The sequence below is a fragment of the Actinoplanes sp. NPDC051343 genome (assembly GCF_044455125.1).
Taxonomy (GTDB): Bacteria; Actinomycetota; Actinomycetes; order Mycobacteriales; family Micromonosporaceae; genus Actinoplanes.
This window is the reverse complement of the sequence record NZ_JBITEL010000002.1, coordinates 72,994-96,323: the sequence shown is the minus strand read 5'-3', so window position 1 is coordinate 96,323 and position 23,330 is coordinate 72,994. Positions and strand designations below refer to the sequence as shown.

General features: G+C 70.9%; 24 protein-coding genes and 2 tRNA genes. 10 read left to right on the top strand and 16 right to left on the bottom strand.

Going from position 1 to position 23,330, the window contains the following annotated elements; all coding sequences use genetic code 11:
• Positions 1-10 precede the first annotated feature (10 nt).
• Entirely contained in the window at positions 11-367 is a 357-nt protein-coding gene (locus ACIA5C_RS07185) for a nuclear transport factor 2 family protein (protein WP_396052214.1), read from the top strand.
• A gap of 6 nt (positions 368-373) precedes the next feature.
• Here ACIA5C_RS07185 and ACIA5C_RS07180 read toward each other — a convergent pair whose 3' ends face one another.
• The 4 genes from ACIA5C_RS07180 to ACIA5C_RS07165 all read right to left on the bottom strand — a co-directional run bounded on the left by ACIA5C_RS07180 (position 374) and on the right by ACIA5C_RS07165 (position 4,295).
• Entirely contained in the window at positions 374-1,036 is a 663-nt protein-coding gene (locus ACIA5C_RS07180; RefSeq protein WP_396052213.1) for a response regulator, read from the bottom strand.
• A complete protein-coding gene (locus ACIA5C_RS07175; RefSeq protein WP_396052211.1) occupies positions 1,033-2,259 on the bottom strand; it encodes a sensor histidine kinase in 1,227 nt (408 codons plus the stop codon). The genes ACIA5C_RS07180 and ACIA5C_RS07175 overlap by 4 nt, the downstream gene beginning before the upstream one ends.
• Before the next feature lie 58 nt (positions 2,260-2,317).
• The gene (gene alr / locus ACIA5C_RS07170; RefSeq protein ID WP_396052209.1) at positions 2,318-3,400 is read right to left on the bottom strand and encodes an alanine racemase; all 1,083 of its coding nucleotides are present in this window, start codon (positions 3,398-3,400) and stop codon (positions 2,318-2,320) included.
• 271 nt (positions 3,401-3,671) lie between these two features.
• Positions 3,672-4,295, bottom strand: a complete 624-nt coding sequence (locus ACIA5C_RS07165; protein ID WP_396052207.1) for a M15 family metallopeptidase — start codon at positions 4,293-4,295, stop codon at positions 3,672-3,674.
• Between the two features lie 109 nt (positions 4,296-4,404).
• Here ACIA5C_RS07165 and ACIA5C_RS07160 point away from each other — a divergent pair, with 109 nt between their 5' ends.
• The gene (locus ACIA5C_RS07160; RefSeq protein ID WP_396052205.1) at positions 4,405-6,840 is read left to right on the top strand and encodes an excinuclease ABC subunit UvrA; all 2,436 of its coding nucleotides are present in this window, start codon (positions 4,405-4,407) and stop codon (positions 6,838-6,840) included.
• A 144-nt stretch (positions 6,841-6,984) separates the two neighbouring features.
• Here ACIA5C_RS07160 and ACIA5C_RS07155 read toward each other — a convergent pair whose 3' ends face one another.
• Complete coding sequence (locus ACIA5C_RS07155) at positions 6,985-7,533, bottom strand: GNAT family N-acetyltransferase (RefSeq protein WP_396052203.1); 549 nt, start codon at positions 7,531-7,533, stop codon at positions 6,985-6,987.
• A 76-nt stretch (positions 7,534-7,609) separates the two neighbouring features.
• Between ACIA5C_RS07155 and ACIA5C_RS07150 the strand changes: the two genes are divergently transcribed.
• Positions 7,610-8,179 (top strand): GrpB family protein, encoded by a 570-nt coding sequence (locus ACIA5C_RS07150; protein ID WP_396052201.1) that lies wholly within the window; start codon positions 7,610-7,612, stop codon positions 8,177-8,179.
• On the opposite strand, the gene ACIA5C_RS07145 is transcribed toward ACIA5C_RS07150, so the two are convergent.
• The 3 genes from ACIA5C_RS07145 to ACIA5C_RS07135 are packed head-to-tail and all read right to left on the bottom strand — an operon-like array spanning position 8,176 to position 13,576.
• Complete coding sequence (locus ACIA5C_RS07145) at positions 8,176-9,102, bottom strand: NAD(+)/NADH kinase (RefSeq protein WP_396052200.1); 927 nt, start codon at positions 9,100-9,102, stop codon at positions 8,176-8,178. The genes ACIA5C_RS07150 and ACIA5C_RS07145 overlap by 4 nt on opposite strands.
• Positions 9,103-9,112: 10 nt before the next feature.
• A complete protein-coding gene (locus ACIA5C_RS07140; RefSeq protein ID WP_396052198.1) occupies positions 9,113-9,640 on the bottom strand; it encodes an alpha/beta hydrolase in 528 nt (175 codons plus the stop codon).
• An 18-nt stretch (positions 9,641-9,658) separates the two neighbouring features.
• Positions 9,659-13,576 carry a molybdopterin-dependent oxidoreductase gene (locus tag ACIA5C_RS07135; RefSeq protein WP_396052196.1) on the bottom strand — a complete coding sequence of 1,306 codons (3,918 nt, stop codon included), beginning with the start codon at positions 13,574-13,576 and terminating at the stop codon, positions 9,659-9,661.
• 104 nt (positions 13,577-13,680) lie between these two features.
• On the opposite strand from ACIA5C_RS07135, the gene ACIA5C_RS07130 reads away from it, so the two are divergent.
• From ACIA5C_RS07130 to ACIA5C_RS07120, 3 genes are read left to right on the top strand one after another with little or no spacing between them, the layout of a single operon-like run.
• Positions 13,681-14,241 (top strand): O-methyltransferase, encoded by a 561-nt coding sequence (locus tag ACIA5C_RS07130; protein ID WP_396052194.1) that lies wholly within the window; start codon positions 13,681-13,683, stop codon positions 14,239-14,241.
• Positions 14,228-14,623 carry a YccF domain-containing protein gene (locus ACIA5C_RS07125; protein WP_396052192.1) on the top strand — a complete coding sequence of 132 codons (396 nt, stop codon included), beginning with the start codon at positions 14,228-14,230 and terminating at the stop codon, positions 14,621-14,623. The genes ACIA5C_RS07130 and ACIA5C_RS07125 overlap by 14 nt, the downstream gene beginning before the upstream one ends.
• Before the next feature lie 55 nt (positions 14,624-14,678).
• Positions 14,679-15,716, top strand: coding sequence for an MBL fold metallo-hydrolase (locus ACIA5C_RS07120; RefSeq protein WP_396052191.1), 1,038 nt, complete (start codon positions 14,679-14,681; stop codon positions 15,714-15,716).
• A 4-nt stretch (positions 15,717-15,720) separates the two neighbouring features.
• Here the strand turns inward: ACIA5C_RS07120 and ACIA5C_RS07115 are convergent, their stop codons facing one another.
• The gene (locus ACIA5C_RS07115; RefSeq protein WP_396052189.1) at positions 15,721-16,788 is read right to left on the bottom strand and encodes an aldo/keto reductase; all 1,068 of its coding nucleotides are present in this window, start codon (positions 16,786-16,788) and stop codon (positions 15,721-15,723) included.
• Positions 16,789-17,047: 259 nt separating this feature from the next.
• Between ACIA5C_RS07115 and ACIA5C_RS07110 the strand changes: the two genes are divergently transcribed.
• Positions 17,048-18,088 carry a helix-hairpin-helix domain-containing protein gene (locus tag ACIA5C_RS07110; protein WP_396052187.1) on the top strand — a complete coding sequence of 347 codons (1,041 nt, stop codon included), beginning with the start codon at positions 17,048-17,050 and terminating at the stop codon, positions 18,086-18,088.
• A 329-nt stretch (positions 18,089-18,417) separates the two neighbouring features.
• On the opposite strand, the gene ACIA5C_RS07105 is transcribed toward ACIA5C_RS07110, so the two are convergent.
• Together ACIA5C_RS07105 and ACIA5C_RS07100 are read right to left on the bottom strand one after the other, a co-directional pair.
• Positions 18,418-19,125, bottom strand: coding sequence for a substrate-binding domain-containing protein (locus ACIA5C_RS07105; RefSeq protein ID WP_396052186.1), 708 nt, complete (start codon positions 19,123-19,125; stop codon positions 18,418-18,420).
• Between the two features lie 18 nt (positions 19,126-19,143).
• Entirely contained in the window at positions 19,144-19,281 is a 138-nt protein-coding gene (locus ACIA5C_RS07100) for a hypothetical protein (protein WP_396052184.1), read from the bottom strand.
• Between the two features lie 24 nt (positions 19,282-19,305).
• Here ACIA5C_RS07100 and ACIA5C_RS07095 point away from each other — a divergent pair, with 24 nt between their 5' ends.
• A complete protein-coding gene (locus tag ACIA5C_RS07095; RefSeq protein ID WP_396052182.1) occupies positions 19,306-19,533 on the top strand; it encodes a hypothetical protein in 228 nt (75 codons plus the stop codon).
• Here the strand turns inward: ACIA5C_RS07095 and ACIA5C_RS07090 are convergent.
• Together ACIA5C_RS07090 and ACIA5C_RS07085 are read right to left on the bottom strand one after the other, a co-directional pair.
• Positions 19,530-19,769, bottom strand: coding sequence for a hypothetical protein (locus tag ACIA5C_RS07090; protein ID WP_396052180.1), 240 nt, complete (start codon positions 19,767-19,769; stop codon positions 19,530-19,532). The genes ACIA5C_RS07095 and ACIA5C_RS07090 overlap by 4 nt on opposite strands.
• 97 nt (positions 19,770-19,866) lie before the next feature.
• Positions 19,867-20,211, bottom strand: coding sequence for a hypothetical protein (locus ACIA5C_RS07085; protein WP_396052178.1), 345 nt, complete (start codon positions 20,209-20,211; stop codon positions 19,867-19,869).
• A 188-nt stretch (positions 20,212-20,399) separates the two neighbouring features.
• Between ACIA5C_RS07085 and ACIA5C_RS07080 the strand changes: the two genes are divergently transcribed.
• The gene (locus ACIA5C_RS07080) at positions 20,400-20,612 is read left to right on the top strand and encodes a hypothetical protein (RefSeq protein ID WP_396052176.1); all 213 of its coding nucleotides are present in this window, start codon (positions 20,400-20,402) and stop codon (positions 20,610-20,612) included.
• 191 nt (positions 20,613-20,803) lie between these two features.
• Complete coding sequence (locus ACIA5C_RS07075; RefSeq protein WP_396052175.1) at positions 20,804-22,420, top strand: cellulase family glycosylhydrolase; 1,617 nt, start codon at positions 20,804-20,806, stop codon at positions 22,418-22,420.
• Here ACIA5C_RS07075 and ACIA5C_RS07070 read toward each other — a convergent pair.
• From ACIA5C_RS07070 to ACIA5C_RS07060, 3 genes are all read right to left on the bottom strand, one after another.
• Entirely contained in the window at positions 22,348-23,013 is a 666-nt protein-coding gene (locus tag ACIA5C_RS07070; protein WP_396052173.1) for an SRPBCC domain-containing protein, read from the bottom strand. The two genes, ACIA5C_RS07075 and ACIA5C_RS07070, sit on opposite strands and share 73 nt — an antisense overlap.
• Before the next feature lie 82 nt (positions 23,014-23,095).
• Positions 23,096-23,168: transfer RNA gene (locus ACIA5C_RS07065), tRNA-Leu, on the bottom strand.
• A gap of 18 nt (positions 23,169-23,186) precedes the next feature.
• Positions 23,187-23,259 (bottom strand) — tRNA-Leu (locus ACIA5C_RS07060).
• Positions 23,260-23,330: the final 71 nt, after the last annotated feature.

Genomic DNA, 23,330 nt, shown 5'->3' with positions numbered 1-23,330 from the left:
ATCGGCGGCCATGAGCTCCGTTTCCGATCTTCTGGCCGCCAACCTGCACGACGTCTTCGGCAACCGCGACACCGCCGCCCGGCGCGCCGCGATCGAACGCACCTACACCGAGGACGTCACGTTCACCGACCCCGAGGGCAGCGTCACCGGCCGGGACGCGGTCGAGCAGAAGGCCCGCGAGCTGCTCGACAAGACCCCGGCCACGTTCGTCTTCGCCGAGGACGGCCGCCACTACGCCGGGCCGGACACCGGCGCGCTGGGCTGGTCGTTCGGCCCCGAGGGCGGCGACCCGGCGGCCCGCGGCATCGACATCATCACCGTCCGGGACGGCCGGATCGCGGCCCTGGTGACGGTCTTCGCGGCCTGACCGGGATCAGACCAGGCCGTGCTCGTGGGCGAAGACGACGATCTGCACGCGGTCGCGCAGGGACAGCTTGCGGAGGATGGCGCCGACGTGGGTCTTCACGGTCGACTCGCCGGCGAAGACGTCGGCGGCGATCTCGGCGTTGGACAGGCCGCGGGCCACCGCCGCGAAGACCGCCCGCTCCTTGTCGGTGAGCGTGAGGTATTCGTCGGGGACCGGCTCGGTGGCCCGGAACCGGGCTTCCATCAGCGTGGTCAGGTCACCCGGGGCGAGCACGGCGTTGCCGGTGTGCACGCTGCGGATGGCGTCGCGCAGCATGGCCGGCGTGGCGTCCTTGAGCAGGAAGCCGCTGGCGCCGTGCCGGATCGCGGCCGCGGCGCGGTCGTCGAGGTCGAACGTGGTGAGGACCAGGACGCGTACCGGCCGGGTCCGCTTGGCCGCCCGCGCCTCGGTGAAGATCTGCCGGGTCGCCTCGGCGCCGTCCATCTCCGGCATGCGCACGTCCATCAGCACGACGTCCGGGGTGAGCCGGTCGACCAGGCCGACCGCCTGCCGGCCGTCGTCGGCCTCCCCCACGACCTCCATGCCGTCCTGGGCGTCGACGATCACGCGGAGGCCGGCCCGGAACAGCTTCTGGTCGTCGGCGAGGAGCACGCGTATCGGTTCGGTCATCGCCGCACCTCCGGAATCGTGGCGGTCGTGGCGAACACTTCTCCACGGCGTACGTAAGCAAGCCGGCCGTCGACGGCCCGCAGCCGTTCCGCCATGCCGGTGAGCCCCTGACCGGGGGTTATCGGCGTCCCGGAGGAGAAGGCGACGCCGTTGCGCACCTCGATGACCAGCTGTTCGCCGGCCCATTCGCGGCGGACCACGATGGCGCTGTCGCGGCGGCCGTGCCGGATCGCGTTGGTCAGCATCTCCTGCAGCACGCGGTAGGCGATCCCGGCCCGCTCGGCGTCGAGCGCGACCGGCGAGCCGGCCTGGGTCGACACAACCTCCCGCCCGCCGGAGCGTACGCCGTCGAGCAGCCGGTCGAGGCCGTTCGCGCCGACCTCGTCCCGGGTCGCGGCGAGCACCTGCCGGATGTCGCGCAGCGAGGTGCGGGCCGAGTCGGCGACCGTGGCCAGCGTCGCCTTGAGAGCAGCCGGGTCCTCGTCCGGAAGGTACTGGGCGGATTCGGCCTGGGCGAGGATGACCGCAAGCGAGTGGCCGACGACGTCGTGCACGTCGCGGGCGAGCCGGGCCTGCTCGGCCCGCAGCCGGGCGAGTTCGCTGGCCTGCTCGCGGGCCGCCGTGGCCTGGGCGATCTCGGACGCCGCGACGGCCGCCTCGGTCGCCGCCGACGCCCGCACCCGCACCACCAGGCCGAGCAGCCACGGGACGGCGAGCAGCAGCAGGCCGAGGACCGCGACGGTGATCTGCAGGTGCCCACCGAACTGGTAGCGGAGCTGCAGCAGCCACTGGACGCCGGCGATCGGGGCGACCGCGCCGGCCACGCTCCCGGCCAGGAAGACGACGATCACGGCGGCGCCGAACGGCACCGAGAGCGCGCCGAGCCAGACGACGCCGGAGGGGCCCCACCGGGCGGCGCCGTAGAGGACGGCCAGGTCAGCGGCCTGGATCAGCATCACCGGGGCGTGGTATTCGACAAGCACCGTGCCGATCACCTCGAGCAGGACGCTGAACCAGACGACGAGCAGGGCCACGCCGGGTGCGCGGCGGCTCAGGGCGACGGCCAGCGCGGTGGCCATGACCACGGCGGACGTCGCGGTGGGCAGGCCACCGGCGTAGCCCCGGCCCGCCGTCATCTCGGCCAGCCCCAGGACGAGGACGACCAGGCCGGCCGTCGCGTCCGGGGCCCACCGGCGGAGCACCGCGTTCATGGCGTCCGGCAAGCGCGGACCATCCGGTCCGGGAGCACCGGACACGAGATGCCGGCGGCCACCGCGGCCCTCATCGGCGCACCACCCGGCGGCCCAGCCCGGTCACGATCTCGTGCTCGATCGTGCCCGCCCAGCCGGCCCAATCGGCCACGGTCGGCTCACCGCCCTCGCCCGGCCCGAAGATCACCGCGATGTCACCGGCCCTCGTGTGCTCATCCCGCACGTCCACGACGAGCTGGTCCATCGAGATCCGCCCGACGATCGGGCACCGTTTCCCGTTGATCTGCACTTCGGCCTCGACGCCGCGCGGCACACCGTCGCCGTAGCCGAGCGGCAGCAGGGCGAGATGGGTGTCCACCGGGGCGCGCCAGGTGTGCCCGTAGCCGACCGGCGTGCCCGCGGCGACCCGCCGGACCGCCACGACCGGGGCGGTCAGGGTCAGCGCGGTCTTGAGCGGGGTGCGGCGCGACGGGTCGATGCCGACCAGCCCGGCCCCGATGCGGACCAGGTCGTAGTGGGTTCCGGGGTCGTTGAGGGTCGCCGCGGTGGCGGCCAGATGCCGCAGCGCCGGGCGCAGGCCGTGCCGCCGGGCGACCGCGACCCCGTGGTCGAACGCCCGGACCCCGGCGGCATTGGCCGGATCGTCCGGGTCGTCGGCGCAGGCCAGGTGCCCCATCACGCCGACCACGCGGATCCGGCCCGCCCGTTCGGCCCGGCGGGCCTCCGCGCAGAGCACGGGCCACACCTCGGGTTCGGCGCCGTCGCGCGCCAGTCCGGTGTCCAGGTGCAGGTGTACGCGGGTGCCCGGCGCGACGAGCGCAAGGTGTTCGAGGCTGGGCACGGCCAGGTCGACATCGCGTTCCGCGGCGCTGGAGAAGTCGGCGCCGAGCGGGTTGAGCCAGCTCAGCACCGGTGCCCGGAGACCGGCGTCGCGCAGTTCGAGCGCCTCGGTCAGGCTGGTGACGCCGAGCCAGGTCGCGCCGGCGTCGAGCGCGGTCCGGGCCACGGCGACCGCGCCGTGCCCGAAACCGTCGGCCTTGACGACGGCCATGACCTGCGCGCGGGTGCGCGCCCGGAACAGCCGCGCGTTGGCCGCGACGGCGTCCAGGTCGACGACCGCCTCGGCCGCGGCCCGGTCGGGCGTCAGCTCCACCTCGGCCAGCCTCCGTACCCGGGCCAGGGGCGGCCCGGCCGTCGATCTTCCCAGCGCGAGTCAAGCCCGGCGTGCGGCACGGCTCAGCGCCTCCGCGGCCCGCGGCCGGCCCGGGTCAGCGTCACCGCGCTCGGGCCGTCCGCCGTCGCGGGGCGCGTCAGCGCGTCGGCACCGGTCAGGATCAACGTCAGCGTCATCGGGCGACCTCCAGCAGTGATATCGGCCGCCGGGGCGCCCGCTTCAGCAATCGCCTCGGTGCCGGTCGGCCGCCTCATCGGGGGCTCGTCTCGCGGACCGGTCCGTGGAGGGCGGCCGGCGCGCCGGTCATCAGCGCCCAGTAGCGGTCGCCGTAACTCCAGTGCCACCACTCGGTCGGGTAGTTCACCAGGCCGGCGCCGCCCAGCGCGCGGGCGAGCAGGGCGCGGTTTTCCCGGGCGGCCGCCGAGATGTTGCCGGCCGCGAAGTAGCAGGCGCCGTCCGACTGCTCGGGCGTCGCGTCGACCACCGTACCCATGTCGAGTTCGTCGCCGTCGGCGGTGGTCAGGGTGAGGTCGACGGCCGCGCCGGCGACGTGCGGGGCGACGTCGACCGGGGAGACGAAACGGCTGGTCAGCTCGTGCAGCTCGGCGTCGCCGGCGCCCGGGTGGGCGATCCGCAGCTCGGCCCGGTAGCGGACGATGATCGCCTCCTGGTCGGCGATCGAGCGGTGACCCTCGATCACCCGCAGCCGCACCCTGATCGGCAGGGCCTGCTGGGCCAATCGCAGCCGGTCCGCCAGGTCGGCGCGGACCAGGGCCTCGGCCGGCCCGAAGGCGGCGGCCAGGCGGACCAGCGGCACGCCTTCCTCCCGTACCGGAACCGCCGCGACCCTCGGGTCGCAGAGCAAGATCGTCATGGTTGTCGACGATGGCCGAATCGGCGCCGCGCCGCCTCCCTCTTTGGTGCCAAGCTCCGGTCCCCAGGTACCGGTTGAGATCGGCGCGGCCGTGCCGGAGGCTACCGGCATGGCGAAGATCCCTCAGCTGCCCCAGGCCATCGAGGTCCGCGGCGGGCGGCACAACACGCTGCGTGACCTCGACGTCGACGTGCCGCTCTGGCGGACGGTGGTGGTCGCCGGCGTGTCCGGTTCCGGCAAGACGTCGCTGGCGATGGGCACGCTCTACGCCGAGGGGTTGCACCGGTTCCTCGAGGGGCTCAGCACGTACAGCCGCCGCCGGCTGACCCAGGCGCAGCGTCCCGACGTCGACCGGATCGACCACCTGCCGCCGGCGCTCGCGCTGCGGCAGCGTCCGCCGGTCCCCGGGCCGCGCAGCACGGTCGGAACGATGACCGAGGTACTCAACGTGCTGCGGCTGATCATGTCGCGCCTCGGCACGCACATCTGCCCCAACGGTCACGACGTGCCCCCGTCGATCGAGACGCAGGCGATGGAGATCGGCTGCCCGACGTGCGGCGTGCGGTTCGACGCTCCCGGGGCGGAGACGTTCGCGTTCAATTCGGTCGGGGCGTGCCCGCGGTGCAACGGCATCGGCACGGTGTTCGAGGTCGACCCGGCGACGCTGGTGCCCGACGAGTCGAAGACGATCGCCGAGGGCGCGGTGCTGCCGTGGAACGTCGGCGGGCGGCGGCTGAGCATGTACGCGGCGGGCGAGCTCGGGGTGCGGCTGGACGTGCCTTTCGCCGCTCTCAGCCGCACGGAAAAAGACCAGGTGATGTACGGCAAGCCGGTCAAACAGGTGGTCACCGTGTCGGGCCGGAACGGGCGACAGGTGCAGCTCAACGTCACCTATGACAATGCGGTCACGGCCGCCTCAAAATCGGAGAACAGCAAATACCTGGACACTTTTGCCTGCCCGGTCTGTCATGGTTCGCGATTGCGACCGGAGGCGCTGCAGTCCCGGCTCAACGGGCGGAACCTCGGGGAGATCAGCGCGTTTCCGCTCGACGAACTGGTCCTCTTCGCCGACGCCTTGCCGCCGCTGATGCCGCCGTCCCTGTCGCGGATGACCACCGGCCTCCTCGGCGAACTGCGGGGGTCGATCAGGCCGCTGCTCGAGCTGGGACTGGGCTATCTCGGGCTGGACCGGGCCGGGGCGACGCTGTCGACCGGCGAACGGCAGCGCATCGAGCTGATGTCGACCGTGCGCGCCAACACGACCGGCATGCTCTACGTGCTGGACGAACCGTCGGTCGGCCTGCATCCCGGCAACGTCGACGGTCTGCGCCGGACGATCGCCGCGCTGGCCGCGAACGGCAACTCGCTGGTGATCGTCGAGCATGACCTGGACGTCGTCCGGACCGCCGACTGGATCATCGAGATGGGTCCGGGCGCGGGCCGGCTCGGCGGCACGGTAATCGCCGCCGGCACCCCGTCGCAGATCATGTCGAACCGCAAGTCCATCATCGGCCCGTACCTGGCCGGGCAGCCGGCGGTGTCCCGCCCGCCGCGACCGCCTTCCACCTCCGATGTCAAGATCACCGTCAATAGCCTGTACAACCTGCGCAAAGTCACCGCGTCGTTCCCGATCGGCCGGCTGACCGCGCTGGCCGGGCCGTCGGGGGCGGGGAAGACCGCGCTGGTACTGGACAGCCTGGTGCCGGCCGCCCGGGCCGCGATGGCCGGCTCGCCCCGCCCGGCGCACGTCACGTCGCTGTCGCTGGGCCCGCTGCGCCAGGTGGTGGAGATCGACGCCAGCCCGATCGGCCTCAACGCCCGGTCGACCCCGAGCACCTATTCGGGCGCGTTCGACGCGATCCGCAGCCATTTCGCGGCGGCCTCGGGCCGGTCCGCCGGCCATTTCTCGTTCAACACCAGGGACGGCCAGTGCCCGACGTGCCGCGGCCTCGGCGCGATCGACCTCGACGTGCAATATCTGCCCGACATCAACGTCGAATGCCCCACCTGCCACGGCACCCGATTCAACGACAAGACCCTTTCGGTACGCGTGGAGGACCTGTCCATTGCCGACGTCCTGAAACTGACCGTCCAGGAAGCTCTGGACCGCTACGCCGGCGTGGCCGCGATCGCCCGCCCGCTCCGCCCGATCGTCGACGTCGGCCTGGGCTACCTGCGCCTGGGCGAGCCAACCCCGTCCCTGTCCGGCGGCGAGTCCCAGCGCCTGCGCATCGCGGCCCGCCTGCGCAGCAGCCAGCGCAACGTCTCCTACGTCCTCGACGAACCGTCGACCGGCCTCCACCCGGTCGACATCGCGACCCTGATCACCGTCTTCGACCGCCTGCTGGACGACGGCGCCACCATCATCGTGATCGACCACGACCTCGACGTCCTGGCCGCCGCCGACCACGTAATAGACATGGGCCCAACCGGCGGCCCGACCGGCGGCCGCATAGTCGCCGAGGGCACCCCCGCCGAAATCGCCACCGACCCGCGCAGCGTCACCGGCCCGTGGCTGGCCACCCACCTGCGGGGCGCGTCGTAGTTTGCGGAACAGTAGGGTCAGCGCTTTGTGCGGGACATCGAGGCGACGAACTAAAAAATGGAACCTCCGGGAGTGCTCCGACTTGGACCGTGACACGCCTCCGCCGAGCCGAATGGCTTGGCGCGAGACGCGTCGCGACGTGCGCTAACTCGGGCCGGGCTCGCGGAGTCCCACGCAGTCGTAGTCCCAGAACGTGTGCGAATAGACGTGTGTGCCGGTCATCCACGGCTCGTACGCCGACAACTTCACAACCTGGAACGCCCGATCAGGGATCCTCAGCGACGGCCTCCGGAAGCCTTCCTCCCCCGCCGCGACGAAGCCGAGCCGGGAGTAGTAGGCCGGGTCACCCTCCAGGAACACCAGCGGAACCCCGCGCTCGTCGAGCCGCCGCAAGCCCTCGCGGACGAGCGCCGACCCGATCCCGGTCCGCTGCCGTGCCGGTGCGACCGCGAGCGGGCTCAGCGTCTGCGCCGGCACCAGCTCGCGGGGCGCGTCGAGCAGTGTCCGGCTGAACATGATGTGCCCGGCAACCTCGCCCTCCTCCACGGCCACCAGCGACAGGACGTCGGGGTCGTCGCGGCGCAGGGCTGCAACGAGCCGGGCGACCGTGTCGCCGTGCTGTCCCCCGAAGGCGGCCCGGACGATCGAAGCGATCGCGTCGAGATCTTGCGCCTGCTCGGCACGGACAGTCATGGCCGGCAACCTAGCGCCCCGGAACCGCCAAGCGAACCGATTTTCCGCGGAACCCGGAGTATTAGGATCATCGGCCATGTCGCTGATCGTTGCGTATGACCCGGCCTGGGAGCGGCGCGGCCTCGAGCTGGCCGCCGAGATCCGGTCCCTGCTCGGCCCGCTCGCGTTGCGGGTCGAGCACATCGGCAGCACCTCGATCCCCGGCATGGCGGCGAAGCCGGTCTTCGACCTGCAGGTCAGCGTCGCCGGCCTGGACGCGGCGGCTGCGGCGTTCGACGGGCCGCTGGCCGGCTTCGGGCTCGACCGCCGGCCGTACGACAGTGACCACGTGCCGGCCGGTTACGACGACCCGCCGTCGTTGTGGGTCAAGCGGTACTGGAACGGCTTTGCCGGAGAAGCCGGAGGGGAACGGATCAACCTGCACTGCCGGCTGGCGGGGTCGCCCAACGAGCGGCTGGCGCTGCTGTTCCGGGACTGGTTCCGGGCCCACGCGCTCGCGGTTCCGGCCTACGCCAGCTTCAAGGAGTCGCTCGCGTCCGCGGTCGACGACGACGTGGAGGTCTACACGGACGTGAAGGATCCGGTTGTCGACCTGGTCGTCGCCGTCGCCGAGGAGTGGGCCGCCGCCACCGGATGGACACCCTAGAAGTCTTCGATCTCCTTGGCGCGGTGCCGCAGTTCGGGCGGGATCAGCTCCAGCAGCTGGTCACGCCGGAGCGGAAGGTCGAGCAGGCTGAGTTTGATGCGGCTGCGGCTCGCGTGGGCGACGGCCGAGAAGCGTACGACCTGGGCCGCGTCCGCCCGCACCGTCGCCTCGAGGCGATCGCCCGGCCGCAGTTCGCCGGCTGCCGTCCCGTCGACGTCGATGACGCCCGCCGAGCTTTCGTCGGCGATCGTGAGGGCGATCCGGTCGCCGGCGCCGAGGACGACGGCCCGGCCGATGCCCGACATCGGGGCGACCGGCGTGATGACCAGCGCGCCCGACGAGGGCGACAGCACCGGGCCGCCGGCGGCGTAGTTGTAGGCGGTCGAGCCGGTCGGGGTGGCGACGATGACCGCGTCGCTGCGGTAGTAGCCGTACTGCAGGTCGTTGACCTCGAGGTCGATCGAGACGGCGCCGCGGCCGGGGCGGCTGACCACGACGTCGTTGAACGCGTAGCGGGTGCGGTCGGTGGTGATCTCCAGGCAGCCGTACTGCTCGACGGTGAAGTCGCCGGCCGCCATCTTCTCCAGGACCGCCGGCAGTTCGCCGGGCGACACCTCGACCAGGAACCCGAGGTTGCCGTGGTTGACGCCGAGCACCGGGACCGGGCGTTCGACCATGAGCCGCATCGCGCCGAGCATCGTGCCGTCGCCGCCGAGCGCGATGAGGCCGTCGACCTCGCGGAGGAACCGCGGTTCGGGCAGGACTTCAACGCCGGGCGGGACGCGGTGGCGGTCGCTGTCGCGGGCCAGCACCCGCAGCGGGCGGCCCACGGCGAACGCGAGGATGGTCTCGAGGGATTTGTCGACCGGCTTGACCGGGTGGAGCACCAGGCCGATCACGCCGATGCGCACCCCCGGACCCATGCCGCCCACCCTACTGGAGGTCACGGACGAAGGCGTCCATGGCGGCGGTCACGTCGCGGAGCAGCCCGGCCGAGCGCACCGGGTCGCCGGGGACCTCCATGTTGTGGTCGGCGTCGGCTGCCTCGAAGACGTGCCGGGCTTCGACGGGCTCCCACGACGGGTCGGCCCGGCTGCCGACGAGGAGGTACGGCTTCGCCGAACGGCGCAGGTCGTCGGCGAGCAGCGAGTCGCGCAGCGGTGGTGTCAGCCAGACGCCGGGCACGTCGCGGTCGGCGGCGACGGCGGCGGCGAACGCACCCAGCGACTTGCCGACCAGGGCATCGGCGTCCGGCCCGGCCGACATCTGTTCGCCGACGAAGTCTCGCAAGCGGCCGAACCAGGCTGGAAAGTCCTGTCCGTCGCGCTGCGGCGGCCGGGCCGACCATCGAAACTCGTGGACCGTCCAGCCGTAGCTTCGGAAGACGGCACCGGCGAAATGCAGCAGGGGCCGCTCGGCCGAGTATTCGACGCCCGGAATCAGCAGCGCGACACGTTCCACACCGCGATCCTAGGCGGCTCAGTAGACGTCCCGGAGATAGCGCTTCTCGGCGACCAGCTGCTTGAGGTAGAGGTCTGCGTCGATGCCGCCGTGCTGGGTGATGATGTCGCGCAAGGCCGTGTCGACGTCGCGCGCCATGCGACCGGCGTCGCCGCAGACGTAGAAATGGGCGCCCTCGGCGAGCCACGACCAGAGGTGGGCTCCGTGTTCGCGCATGCGGTCCTGCACATAGATTTTGGTGCGCTGGTCGCGGGAGAACGCTAGATCGAGCCGGGTCAGTGTGCCGCCGGCCTGCATCGCGGCGAGTTCGTCGGCGTAATAGAAGTCGGTTTCGCGGCGCTGTTCGCCGAAGAACAGCCAGTTGCGGCCGTTCGCTCCGCGGGCCCGGCGCTCGTGCAGAAAGCCGAGGAACGGCGCGATGCCGGTGCCCGGGCCCACCATGATCATGGGGGTCGAGGGGTCGGCGGGCGGCCGGAAATGTGGGGCCCGCTGCACGAAAACGGGGGCGTCGACGGCGGTGTCGGCGAGAAAGCTGGAGCAGACGCCGCGGCGGTTGCGGCCGAAGCGGACCACCGAGACCGTAAGGCTGACTTTGGACGGGTCGGTGAGCGGGGACGACGATATCGAGTAGAGGCGGGGCTGCAGTCGTTTGAGGGTTTCCGCCCATTCCTGGGCGGCCGCGGTCACGCGGTGATCGGCCAGCAGGTCGACGGCCTGGCGGCCCCACATCCATTTGGCCAGCGAACCTTTGTTGTCCGGCCGGAGCAGGGTCTTCAGCTCGGCGTCCTGGGTGCGGTCGGCGAGGAACCGCAACAGGTCGGGCGTGATTCGCGTGATGTCGAGTTTGCTGGTCAGCGCTTCGGTGAGGCTGACCTCGTCGTCGCCGATCGAGACGACCTGATCCGGCCGCAGTGAGGTCAGCGCCAGCCATTCCTCGACGAGGTCGTCGGCGTTCCGCGGCCAGACGCCCAGGGAGTCACCGGCCTCGTAGGTGAGCACTCCGGCGGTGTCGAAGGTAAAGCGGCGGACCTCCTTGGCCGACCCGGGACCGCTCAGAAGCTCATTGCCGCACAGGGTGGCGTGCATGGGCGAGGTCCGGGTGGGGCCGTCCAGCGCGGCGACGACCCGGTCGAGCCAGACCGCCGCCGCTTCTTCGAAATCGGGCTCGCAGTCGACTCGAGAGGTGATTCGCACGGCGCCCAGCGCCGCGAGACGCTCGTCCAGCCGACGGCCGTATCCGCAGAAGTCGTCATAGCTGGAATCGCCGAAGGCCAGCACCGAGAATCGACGGCCGTCCAGGCGCGGCGCATCGTCGGAAGCCAATGACTCCCAGAATCCGGCGCCGTTGTCCGGCGCGTCGCCGTCCCCGAAGGTGCTGGTCACGATCAGGACGTCGCCCTCGGCTCCGAGCACTTCGGCCGCCGGCGCGTCCATCGGGCGCACCGTCACCGGCTTTCCGGCCTCGGCCAGCCGTCGGCCTGCGGCCTCGGCGAAGCCTTCGGCATTTCCGGTCTGCGAGGCCCACACGATCAGGAGGTGCCGGGTTGCGCTTTCCGGATGTACGGCGTTCCCCGCCCCGTTCTCCCGTTTCTGATCGATTCCTGACCGCGCACGTGAGTCAACGCCTCCGAAAAACCCGTTCAGCCACGCCGCGTCCAGCGCTGAGAAGGGCGCATTCGACGGCAGTACCGTCCCCCGGCCGGCCAGGAACCCCGACAGATAGTGCTTCTGGACCTCCGACAACTGGGGCGCGACGGCCGGAAGGGCGAGTTCGCGGGTAACCGTGCCGGCGAATGTCTCGTCCTGCGCCGGAAGCGGTGCGGCCCCCTCCGGTACCGGAAGAAGCGGTGGCGAAGGCACCGCCGTGACCGAAACCGCACATACCTTGAGTTCGGGTTGAAAGGAGAGCGGGTCGACGGCGTCGTTGGTGACCGCATTGACGCTGACGTAGTCGCCGAAGACGTCGTTCCAGTGGAACGGCGCGAAGCAGTTCCCGGGCCGCACCCGGTCGGTGAGTACGGCCGGCAGCACCGCACGCCCGCGCCGCGACGCGATCTCGACCAGGCTTCCGTCCGTGATTTCCAGCGAGCGGGCATCCGCCGGATGGATCTCGACGAACGGCCCGGGGTGCAGTTTCCGGAGTTGCTCGACCTTGCCGGTCTTGGTGAGGGTGTGCCAGTGGTGCTGCAGCCGCCCGGTGTTGAGCACGAACGGGTAGTCGTCGTCCGGCAGTTCCGCGGCCGGCAGATGCGGGCGGGCGTGAAAGACCGCCCGGCCGCTCGGCGTGGGAAACCGCAGTCCACCGCCGGCCGAGCGGTAGCGGATCGGATTGCGCGGCCCGGCCTCCGCGGCGGCCGGCCACTGGATCGGATAATCGCGCAGTCTGCCGTAGGTCACGCCGGAAAGGTCATATCCGGTCTGCGGATTCGCGAACCGCTTGATCTCCTCGAGGATCTCCTCCGCCCGGGTGTACGAGAACCCGTCGAAACCCATTTCGGTGGCCACCCGGGCGATCAGAAGCCAGTCCGGCATCGCCTGCCCGGGCGGCGCGGACGCCGGATGCACCAGAGTCAACGTGCGCTCCGAGTTGATCATCACGCCGTCGGTCTCGGACCACATCGCGGCCGGCAGCACGATATCCGCATAGGCGTTGGTCTCGGTCTCGGCGAACGCGTCCTGCGTGATGACCAGTTCGGCGGCTTCGAGCCCGGCGATGACCGTGCGCCGGTTCCCGACCGACGCGACCGGATTCGTGCAGATGATCCAGCACGCCTTGATGTCGCCGGACGCCATCCGCTCGAACATCTCGACCGTGCCCCGGCCGGCCGCGTCCCGGATGGTGCCCGGCGGCAGCCCCCAGACCTGTTCCGTGAAGGCCCGGTCGGCTGGCACGAGCACCGACCGCTGCCCGGGAAGCCCCGGACCCATGTAACCCATTTCCCGCCCGCCCATGGCGTTCGGCTGCCCGGTGAGCGAGAACGGACCGCTCCCGGTCCGGCAGATCGCGCCGGTGGCCAGATGCAGGTTGCATATCGCATTGGTGTTCCAGGTCCCGTGGGTGCTCTGGTTCAGGCCCATCGTCCACAGCGAGACCCAGTTCCCGGCCGCGCCGATCCATTCCGCGGCCGTCCGCAGATCGTCCTCCGCAATCCCGGTGATCGAGGCGACCACCGCGGGCGGATAGTCGGCCACCAGTGGCCCGAGAGCCTCCCAGCCCTCGGTGTGCGCCGCGATGAAGTCGTGATCGATCCGTCCGTTTTCGACCAGCAGATGCAGTAGTCCGTTGAGCAGCGCCAAATCGGTTCCCGGCCGCACCGGCAGATAGAGGTCGGCCTTGTCGGCGGTGGCGGTGCGGCGCGGATCGGCGACGATCAGCTTGGCACCCTGTTTGACCCGATCGAGCAGCCGCAGGAACAGGATCGGATGACAGTCGGCCATGTTCGCGCCGATCACGAAGAACACGTCGGCGTGGTCGAGGTCGTCGTAGGAGCCCGGCGGCCCGTCGGCACCGAGCGACAGCTTGTAGCCGGTGCCCGCGCTGGCCATGCACAGCCGCGAGTTCGACTCGATCTGGTTGGTCCGCAGGAAGCCCTTGGCCAGCTTGTTGGCGAGGTACTGCGCCTCCAGCGTCATCTGCCCGGAGACGTAGAGCGCGACCGCGTCCGGCCCGTACCGGTCGACGATCGCCCGCAGCCCCGACGCCGCGAGCGTGATCGCCTCGTCCACGTCGATCTCCGACGACCCGCTGAGGGCCTTCTCCAGGCGCCCCGGCGCGGCCAGCACCGAAGCACTCGTCGCGCCCTTCGTGCAGAGCCGCCCCCGGTTCGCCGGATGGTCGCGATCCCCCCGCACCCGGGTCACGCGCCCCCGATCCACCGAGAGCACCATCCCGCATCCCACACCGCAGTACCCGCAGACGGTCCGGATCTCCCCCACGACGGGCACGTTATGGACGCGCGATTTCCGCCCGGTCACTGCAAAATGCGTACGCCGTCACCAACCTCTCACCGGGTGACCGAGTTCGATGTGAGGAGCCACCCATGTCCCGAGTGCAGGACGCCCTCGACCGCGCCGGCGCGGCCGGATTCACCATTTCGTCCGAGCCGCCGGCCGGCCCGCTCCTCGCCGTACTCGCCGCGGCCGTGCCGCCCGGCGGCCGCATCCTGGAGATCGGCACCGGGACCGGCGTCGGTCTGGCCTGGCTCGTCGAGGGTCTCGGCGGCCGCACCGACGTGGAGGTCCGCTCGGTCGAGCACGATCCGCGGCTCGGCCGCTTGGCCGCGGAAGCCGACTGGCCCGAGAACGTGACCCTGCACGAGGGCGACGTCCTCGATCTGCTCGACACCCTCGGCACCTTCGACCTGATCTTCGCCGACGCCGAGGGCGGCAAGTGGCACGGCCTCGACCGCACGATCGCCGCCCTCGCCCCCGGCGGCCACCTCCTGGTCGACGACATGGCGACCGCCCACGAGCAGACCGCCCGCGTCCGCGACACCCTGCTCACCCACCCCGGCCTGACCGTGGTCGAACTCGCCTGCGGCACCGGCCTGATCCTCGCCACGCGCAACCGTCAGGGCGCTGGCACGGATGGTTCACCATAGGGAGGTGCGCTTGATCCTCAACGTGTTGTGGTTCATCTTCGGCAGCGGCTTCCTGCTCGCCATCGGGTACGGGATAGCCGCCCTGATCTGCTTCGCGCTGGTCGTGACCATCCCGTTCGGGGTGGCCGCGCTGCGCAACGCCTCCTACGCTCTGTGGCCGTTCGGACGCACCCTCGTGCGCAAGCCCGGCGCCGGTGTCGCCTCCGGCCTGGCCAACGTCGTGTGGATCCTGGTCGCCGGATGGTGGCTCGCGCTCCTGCACCTCGTCCACGGCGTCGCCCAGTGCATGACGATCATCGGGATCCCGTTCGGCATCGCCAACTTCAAGCTCGTGCCGGTCGCGTTCTGGCCGCTCGGCCGCCAGGTCGTCGACGTGCCCTGATCCCGGTATCCTGACGATCGCCGATCACCAGGACGCCGGCACGGGGGCATCGCAAGTGGAGATCACCGGAACCGCTCAGTTCGATGCCTGGCAGCGCCGGGCGCTGCCCCCGGTCGAACAGGTGCGGCCCGGCCTGTGGTCGATCCCGGTCCCGATGCCGCACAACCCGCTGCGTTACACGCTGTGTTACGCGTTCCTCGGCGACGACCCGGTCATCGTCGACCCGGGCTGGGACGCCCCGGACGCCCGATCGGCGCTCGAGGCCGGCCTCGTCACCGCGGGCGCTTCCCTCGCGGACGTGACCGGGATCGTCCTCACCCACATCCACCCCGATCACCACGGCCTGAGCGGTTGGGTCCGCTCGATCTCGGACGCCTGGATCGGCATGCACCCCGCCGAGGCCGCAACCCTGCCCGCCCGGATGGATCACTACCGGGACACCGCGGCCGACCGCGCGTGGCTCACGCGGGCGGGCGTTCCGGACGACGAGATCGACGGGCTGGCAATCTCGTCCGAGCGCCTCGACGCCCTGCGCCGGATGGCCTCCCCGGACCGCCTGATCGAGGACGGCTCGCTGCTTCCGATCGCCGGCCGCGAGGTCCGCGCGGTGTGGACGCCCGGTCACACGCCGGGCCACCTCTGCCTGCACGACGCCGCCGCCGGCGTGCTGCTCACCGGCGATCACCTCCTCCCCCGGATCACCCCCAACATCGCCGCCAAGGACGACACCGACGGCGATCCGCTCGGCGACTACTTGACGTCCCTCGCCAAATTCACGGCCTTTCCGGCCGAGGAGGGGCTTCCGGCTCACGAATACCGGTTCCGCTTGCTTGACGTACGCGCGGAAGCCGTCGCCGGCCACCATGAGGCCCGTTCCGCGGAGGTCATCGCCGCCGCCGTGAACCTCGACCTCCCGACCGCCTGGCGGATCGCCGGGTCGCTGACCTGGTCCCGGGGATGGGATTCGCTCAACGGTTTCCTCCGCCGCATGGCGCTCGGCGAGACGATCGCCCACCTCAATCATCTGACCGCTGTCGGCGCGCTGCTGGCCTCGCCGGACTCACCAACCCACTGGCATCCGGCCGTGCACTGAACCCTCAGGCCCGGGCACCGTTCCAGACCGGACCGGCGAAGCTGGCCGGCTTGTCCCCCACCCCGAGGCCCGGGCTGACGATCCACGACTGATATTCCGGCGTGAACATCGAGTAGAGCTTCGGCACCTCCGGGGTGCTGGCCTCGTCGAGCCGGCGCCGCGCGTCGTCGGGGATCTCGAAGTCGAGGGCGGCGAGGTTGCTGTCCATCTGACCGGGACCGCTGGCGCCGATCACCAGCGACGAGATGCCGGGCCGGGTGGCCGCCCAGTTGAGTGCCACCTGGGCCATCGGGCGGCCGAGCCCCTCGGCGACCTCCTGCACCGCGTCGATCACCGTCCAGTCGCGTTCGGCGATGTCCGGGTTGCCGAGCCGCCCTTCGCCGCCGCTCCGGCTGTACTTGCCGGTGAGCAGGCCGCCGCCGATCGGGCTCCAGGCGGTCAGCCCGATGCCCAGGGTCTGTGCCATCGGCACGAACTCCGGCTCGATGCCGCGGGCGAGCAGCGAGTACGGCAACTGCACGGTGACTATGGGGGTCAGGCCGTGCGCCTCGGCGTAGCTCTGCGCGCGGGCGGCGTACCAGGCCGGGACGTCGGAGAGCCCGGCGTACCGGATCTTGCCGGTCCGCACCAGGTCGTCGAAGGTCTGCACGACCTCTTCGACCGGGGTGATCCGGTCCCAGGTGTGCAGCAGGTAGAGGTCGAGGTAGTCGGTGCCGAGCCGGCGCAGCGACGCCTCCAGCGCCCGAACCATGTGCTTGCGGCCGTTCCCGCTGGCGTTCGGGTCGGACGGGTCGATCGTGTTGGTGAACTTGCTGGTCAGCACCAGCCGCTCGCGGTTGCCCGCCTTGTCGATCAGGCGGCCGAGCATCCGCTCGCTCTCCCCCGCGGTGTAGAAGTCGGCGGTGTCGACGAAGTTGCCGCCCGCCTCGACGTACCGCCGGAAGATCGGCTCGGCTTCCTCCTCGGTTTTTCCGTACGCGGCGTGGAACCCGTCGACCCCGAAGTTCATGGTGCCCAGCGCGAGCCGGCTGACCCGCAGCCCCGAACGGCCGAGCAGGTAGTAGTGGTTCATGGTCACTCCTCAGTTTTGAACTGCACGGTCCAGACTAGTGGACCGCCCAGTCCAAAGCATGGGTATGAGGTGTCGGTCACGGGCGCGCGTCGTACCGCAAGATGCGGCACGCACCCGGCTAGGCTGCCGCACAGCGTCGCGGCCGGCGTGCCGTTCGGTCCACCCTCATGGTGCGCAATCTCGGGGATGTGCAAAGCTGCGCGCTTACATCAGCATCTCTATGTCCCGGAGGCCCGACGTGGCATCAATAATCTCCCTTGTGGCCGGGCTGGTGATCGGTCTGATCGCCGGCTGGTTCAGCTGGGGAAGAAGCCGCAGCTCAACCCCGACCGCTCCCACGTCCGCGGCCCCCGCGACCGAGTCCTCGACCGGCGAGTCCCTGACCACGGCCGAGCCGACCACCGCCGACCTGACCGCGGCCAGCCCCGACGCCGCCGGCTCGGCACTGCTCACTCTGGACGCCGAACCGGCCAACGAGACCACCAGCGTCATCACCTCCGAACCGGCCGACGCCACCCAGGTGATCGACGCGGACGCCACCCGGCTGGTCACCGCCCCCACCGAAGACGCGGACGCCACCCAGGTGGTCCCCCGCACCGACCCCGACGACTCCGCCGCCACCCAGGCGGTCACCACGGAGTCGATCCCGGCCGAGCCCGAGCCCGTGGCCACCGAGCCGCTCGCCACCGAGCCGCTTGCGGCCGATTCCGTGCCCGCCGAGCTGCTCAGCGCGAAATCCGTGTCCACCGAGGCCACCGCCGAGCCCGTGACCGCCGACGCCGAGCCGTTCGAGGCCGAGTCCGCCACCGAGCCGGTTGCGGCCGAGCCCGCAGCCGCCACCCCGGAGCCGGTCCCCGCCACCCCCGAGCCGGCGTTCGCCGCCGCGGCCTCCGGGCCCGAGCCGACCGCCACCCCCGAGCCGGCCTTCGCCGCCGCGGCCCCCGAGCCGACCGCCACCCCCGAGCCGGCCGCCACCCCCGAGCCGATCGGCGCGGCTGCCGACTCCGGTACGGCCGTCGCCGTGCCCGTCCCGGGCGCCGCCGAGGCCGACGAGGTCGCGCCGGTCCCGGCTCCGGTCGCCGTCGCGATCGCCGAGCCCGACGACCTCACCAAGATTCCCGGCATCGGCCCGAAGATGGCCATGGCCCTCGCCGCCGCCGGCATCACGACCTACCACCAGTTGGCGGACACCGACGTCAGCGTCCTCCGCGCCGCCATTACCGGCGCCGGCATGCGCGTCGCCCCGACGCTGCCGACCTGGCCCGAGCGCGCCAAGGCACTTGCCGAAACCGCCGCCTGACCAACCCGCTGCACCCGACGCCCCGGCCCGACCAGGCCGGGGCGTCGTCGTGTCTGCGCCCCGGTTCCCCGACAACTTCGCTCCTCGCGGTGCGACAGCCAGGCAAGGCGACCGGACCGACTTCAACCCGGACTTCCCCGGCAAGCCCGGGCCACCCAGGAAGCGCGCGCTCCATTGTGGTCGGTCGAGAAGAAGGGTTCGGACATCAGGGTCGGCCGGCAGCTCGTAGACCGGCAGCCGGGCAGCCGATGCGCGCGGCGCAAGCTCTCGACAGTGACGTCGCCCTGCCGTGCACCGCGACCGGCGACCGCACCGCGACCGGGACGCGGTCAGGACAGGCCGGCGACCGCGGCGGCGACCTTGGTTTGCAGGGTGTCCGGCAGGGGCGCGTAGCCGAGGCGGGTCGCTGCTGCCTGGCCGGCTGGGCTTACCGCGTACGCGAAGAAGCTCTTCACCAACGGCCCGGCGCCCTTTGCGCAGACGATCTCGTAGGTGACCAGGACGATCGGGTACGCGCCGGGCCGGGCCGTGCCGTAATCGAGCGCCAGCTCGAGATCGCTGCCCGAGCCGACGATGCGGGCGCCGGCCACCTGGGCCCCGGCTGCCTCGTCGGTCAGCGCCACGAACTGCCCCGCCGCGTTGCCGACCAGCCCCGTCGGCAGCTCGTGGAAGCGGGCGTAGGAGGCCTCGACGTAGCCGATCGCGCCCTCGGTCCGCTCGATCGCCGAGACCATCCCGTTGCTGCCGGCCGCCGCGAAGCCGCCGGGCACCTTCCAGGTGCTTTCCTGCTTGTAGTAGGCCAGGCCCCCGCTGATCAGGTAGCGGCTGGTGTCGGCGACCGCGTCGTACCTGATCGCCCGGGCCTGCGACAGCGCAAGGTACGGCGTGAGGCTCTGCTCGCGGGCGTCGCCCAGCTTCTGCCCCTGCACCGCGAGGACGACGGCCGCCGGTCCGGCCAGGGCGATCGTCAAGATTGTCGCGACGAGCAGGGCCGGGTTGAACGTCCGCCGGAAGCGCCGTGCCGTCCACACCTGCATGGCCGGCAGGATCACCACCTACACGGCGCCGAGGCCCAGGGCCACGGCGATTCCCCACCGCTGGGTGGTCTGCTTGCGGGCGTACGCGCCGTCCAGCCGTTCCTGGCTCGCCTCGCGCAGACGCTGGGCGCCGGGCAACAGCCGCAGGTGCAGCACGTTGGTCGCCCGGGTGTAGGAGCCGTGCTTGTCGCCGCTGGTGGTGAGCGCCTGCCATACCCGTTCGCGATAGACCGCGAGGTCGTCGAGCAGGCGTCGGGTCGCCGCCTGATCCGCCGGGTCGGCGGCGTCGAGCGACCGCTGGAGGTCGGCGTTGATCTGGGTGCTGCGGTCGCGATAGTGGCGAGCGCGTCGATCTGGGTGGCGGCCAGCGAGTCGTCGTCGCCGGCCGGCACCAGCCGGGCGGCCTAGGCGTCGAGGTCGCTCAGCGCGAAGTAGAGGTCGGACGCGGTGGCCGCCTGCGGGGCGGCGTCGTCACCGATGACGCGGACCTGGCGCCGGGTCTGGGCCATCAGCACCGAGGTCGCGACGAACAGCGCCACGGCGACGATCACGACGAGCGTGGTCCACAGGCGCAAACGGGCGGGGGTTTCCGGGCGGACCGTCCGATCGGCAAGACTTCCGGTCGCCTCTAAAACTGCGGGCACGGCGTCACGGTAATGCACGCAGGCATTTCCCTAGCACGCGCCGCCGGACAATTCTCGGCGTTCACCGCAGGTTCATTTTGAATTCGTTCGGCACCGGCTAGACCGCGACCTGTCGTAACCGTTGGTGAGGAACGCCGGCCGCCGTGAGCTGCTGGACGAGCAGGGTGCAGGGGTTGTGCACGAACACCGCGACCTGGTGGTCGTCGCCCAGCCCGCACGCCGCCGCGACCGTGCCGAGGTTGATCGGGTCGAGCGCCGGAACATCGGCCAGGTCCAGGATCAGCCGCAATGGCCGCACCCTGCGGACGGTGTGCACCAGCACCTGCCGGAGTTCGACCGCCCTGTCGAGGCCGACCACACCGTGCGGAGCGATCACGACGCTTCCGTCGGCGCTGGTTCGCACCTCGAGCACCGAGCCGAGCATGAGCACACCCTTCGTCACGAGGCTCACTCTTCGTCACCGGACGTTCAGTTGCTCGCCCACTGTACGACGCAAATCGGTAGCCGTCGACAGGCCGCGGAAAACCATTACCGCGGGTCGGCCGAAAGAACGGTTCTCACCCCGGGCCGGCCATTCATTGCCCCAAGATGAAGGCGTTGTTCACAGCACGGCCATCGGAGCAGGCACCCATGACTCTCGACGCGCAGCACGACCTGTCGGTCTACGTCCTCCACCTCATCGACGACCATCTCGAGGCCATGCAGGGCATCCGGGACCGGATGCGGCACGGCGGGAGAACGAGTCCGGGAGGCCGCCGAACGGTCGCGCTCGACAGCATCACCCTGGCCGAGGAGTACGCGGCCCGGCTGGCCGACGCCCTCACCCACGACCCGATCCGGTAACCGGAAACCCGGCCGGCGGCCGACGCGCTGCCGGCATGCGAACTCCTGATCCCGTATTCGTCGGCCCTTGACCGAGTGGCCATCGAAGCGCTTCGATGGCCATGCTGGCGCGCCCATGGCGGCACCTTCGCCGGACGCCGACCGGAGACACCGCCGGTTCCAGCGCTCGAGACCCTACGAGAGGAAGATCGATGAGTTCGACAGTAAGGCGGGCCGGGGCGGCATTCTTCGCCGCCGCCCTGGCCTTCACCCTCGCCGTGTACGGCGCGACAAGGCCGGCATCGGCCGACGTCGCGGCCCAGCTGACCGCTCCTCAGCTGGTTGCCGACATGGGCGCCGGCTGGAATCTGGGAAACCAGCTGGAGGCCAACGCCAACGGCATCCCCAGCGAAACCGCGTGGGGCAACCCGGTCGTCACGCAGGCCCTCATCAACCGGGTGAAGGCGTCCGGGTTCAAGACGATCCGGATCCCTGTCTCCTACCTGGGCAACATCGGGGCCGGCCCGAACTACACGGTCAGTTCCGCCTGGCTGAACCGCATCGCGGAAGTCGTCAACTACGCCTACAGCCAGGGCCTGTACGTCCTGATCAACATGCACGGCGACGGTTACAAGTCCGTCACCGGCTCCTGGCTGATCTGCGATTCGTCCGACCAGACGACGATCAAGGACAAGTACCAGAAGGTCTGGCAACAGATCGCGACGAAGTTCCAGAGCTACAACGAGCACCTGATCTTCGAATCCATGAACGAGGAGTTCGACGGTCAGTACGGCAACCCGACCTCGGCGTGCTACTCGAACATCAACGCCTACAACCAGATCTTCGTGGACACCGTCCGGAAAACCGGCGGCACCAACGCTTCGCGGTGGCTGCTCGTCCCGGGCTGGAACACCAACATCGAGTACACCGCGGGCGATTACGGCTTCGTGTTGCCCACCGACCAGTACCGGTCCGCCTCCGTCCCCGCCGGCGAGCAGCGGCTCATGATCTCCGTTCACTACTACGACCCGTGGGACTTCACGGGCCAGGAGGACGGCAACATCACGCAGTGGGGATCGGCCGCGACCAATCCGGCGAAGAAGTCGACCTGGGGCCAGGAAGACTACATGGACACCATGCTCAAGAAGATGTACGACGCTTTCGTCGTACGCGGGTATCCGGTGTTCGTCGGTGAGTACGGCTCGATCGACAAGACGACCTTCGACCCGGCGAACAACACGTACCGGGCGAACTTCGCGCGCGTCCTGGTGTCGACCGCCAAGAAGTACGGGGCAGCCACCGCCTACTGGGACAACGGCTACAACGGCCAGTACGGCCTCGGCCTGTTCGACCGCAGCTCCACCACGGTGACCCAGCCGGGCATCCTCAGCGCCATCATCGGCGCCGCGGGCGGCAGCCAGCCGACCACCCCGCCCACCACCGCACCCGCCACGCCGCCGACCACCGCACCCGCCACGCCGCCGACGACCGCGCCGACGACGGGCCCCGGCGGCACCGGCACCTGCCGGGTCACCAACGCGGTCAGTGCGTGGAACACCGGACTGACCGACAACATCACCATCACCAACACCGGCACCGCCGCCGTCAACGGCTGGACCCTGACCTTCGTCCTGGTCTCCGGACAGACGATCGTCTCCGGCTGGAGCGCCACCTACTCCCCGAGCAGCGGTACGGTGACCGCGACCAACGCCGGCTACAACGGCACCCTGCCGCCGGGCGGCTCGGCCACCATCGGCTACCAGGCCAACCACACCGGCAACGCCGCGGCGCCCACCGGCTTCAAGCTCAACGGCGCCACCTGCAGCTGACCCACCACGACGGGCCGGCGCCGGTCACCGGCCCCGGCCCGTCGTGCCCCGGCCGGCTCGCCCCACGTGGACAGCGCTCCCGGATCCGCGCAGTCGACAGTGGTGCCGCTGTACCGGATGCTGGGCATCGCGTCCTCGTCGAGGCCGGCGGCCAGCAGCGCGTCGAGCCGCTGATAGTCAGCGTCCGCCTGCTGTTCCGTTTCCCGGACGGCGTCGTCGCGTTCGGTCACGCTCGGGAAGATCGAGGTGCCGTCCACGCGCGAGCGGCCGTCCCCCAGGTCGGTGAACGTGCGGATCTCCAGCGACGTCCGCCCAACGGACTCGGATGTGCACACGATCCGCCGGTCCGGCGTGACCTCGTGGAACACACCGTGAAAGCAGTATTTGCCGGTGCCCCCCGAGACGGTGTACCGCCACTTGCCGCCGGCCCGCGCCGCGAACTGGTCGATCTCGACGACTGCGCCGTGCGGCCCGGTCCACCGCGCCATCAGGGCGCCCCGAGTATGTGCCGCGAAGACCTTTCCGGCCGATGCCGCGAACTCGCGGCTGAACGTGATGATCTGCTGGTCCGTCGGCGCCGTCAGGCTGCGCATATCAACTCCTCGACTCGGGCTCACACCGCATCATCGGCCGTGGAGTTCTCCGCCACCACCAGCGACCAGGCGGGGGTCGCCGTGCCCGGGGCGCGATTCGAACGCGCACTGTCGCCGTTCTGAGCGGCGGGCCTCTGCCGTTGGGCTACCCGGGCCTGATGTTGCGTCGTGCGTGCCCTCGGCGCGATTCGAACGCGCACTACCGGCGTTCTCGACGCCGTGCCTCTGCCGTTGGGCTACGAGGGCGGGGGAAACGAAGAGCCGCCCTCCCGGTCGGTGACCGGGAGGGCGGCTCGCGTGCGTCGTCTGAAACGTCA

Excerpts from the sequence above, each read along its gene's own strand:
- ACIA5C_RS07145 (WP_396052200.1), bottom strand. The coding sequence starts at position 9,102 with ATGGGTCCGGGGGTGCGCATCGGCGTGATCGGCCTGGTGCTCCACCCG.
- ACIA5C_RS07150 (WP_396052201.1), top strand. The coding sequence starts at position 7,610 with ATGTCGCTGATCGTTGCGTATGACCCGGCCTGGGAGCGGCGCGGCCTC.
- ACIA5C_RS07075 (WP_396052175.1), top strand. The coding sequence starts at position 20,804 with ATGAGTTCGACAGTAAGGCGGGCCGGGGCGGCATTCTTCGCCGCCGCC.
- ACIA5C_RS07160 (WP_396052205.1), top strand. The coding sequence starts at position 4,405 with ATGGCGAAGATCCCTCAGCTGCCCCAGGCCATCGAGGTCCGCGGCGGG.
- ACIA5C_RS07185 (WP_396052214.1), top strand. The coding sequence starts at position 11 with ATGAGCTCCGTTTCCGATCTTCTGGCCGCCAACCTGCACGACGTCTTC.
- ACIA5C_RS07115 (WP_396052189.1), bottom strand. The coding sequence starts at position 16,788 with ATGAACCACTACTACCTGCTCGGCCGTTCGGGGCTGCGGGTCAGCCGG.
- ACIA5C_RS07165 (WP_396052207.1), bottom strand. The coding sequence starts at position 4,295 with ATGACGATCTTGCTCTGCGACCCGAGGGTCGCGGCGGTTCCGGTACGG.
- ACIA5C_RS07125 (WP_396052192.1), top strand. The coding sequence starts at position 14,228 with ATGGTTCACCATAGGGAGGTGCGCTTGATCCTCAACGTGTTGTGGTTC.
- ACIA5C_RS07070 (WP_396052173.1), bottom strand. The coding sequence starts at position 23,013 with ATGCGCAGCCTGACGGCGCCGACGGACCAGCAGATCATCACGTTCAGC.
- ACIA5C_RS07180 (WP_396052213.1), bottom strand. The coding sequence starts at position 1,036 with ATGACCGAACCGATACGCGTGCTCCTCGCCGACGACCAGAAGCTGTTC.
- ACIA5C_RS07130 (WP_396052194.1), top strand. The coding sequence starts at position 13,681 with ATGTCCCGAGTGCAGGACGCCCTCGACCGCGCCGGCGCGGCCGGATTC.
- ACIA5C_RS07080 (WP_396052176.1), top strand. The coding sequence starts at position 20,400 with ATGACTCTCGACGCGCAGCACGACCTGTCGGTCTACGTCCTCCACCTC.
- ACIA5C_RS07105 (WP_396052186.1), bottom strand. The coding sequence starts at position 19,125 with ATGCAGGTGTGGACGGCACGGCGCTTCCGGCGGACGTTCAACCCGGCC.
- ACIA5C_RS07155 (WP_396052203.1), bottom strand. The coding sequence starts at position 7,533 with ATGACTGTCCGTGCCGAGCAGGCGCAAGATCTCGACGCGATCGCTTCG.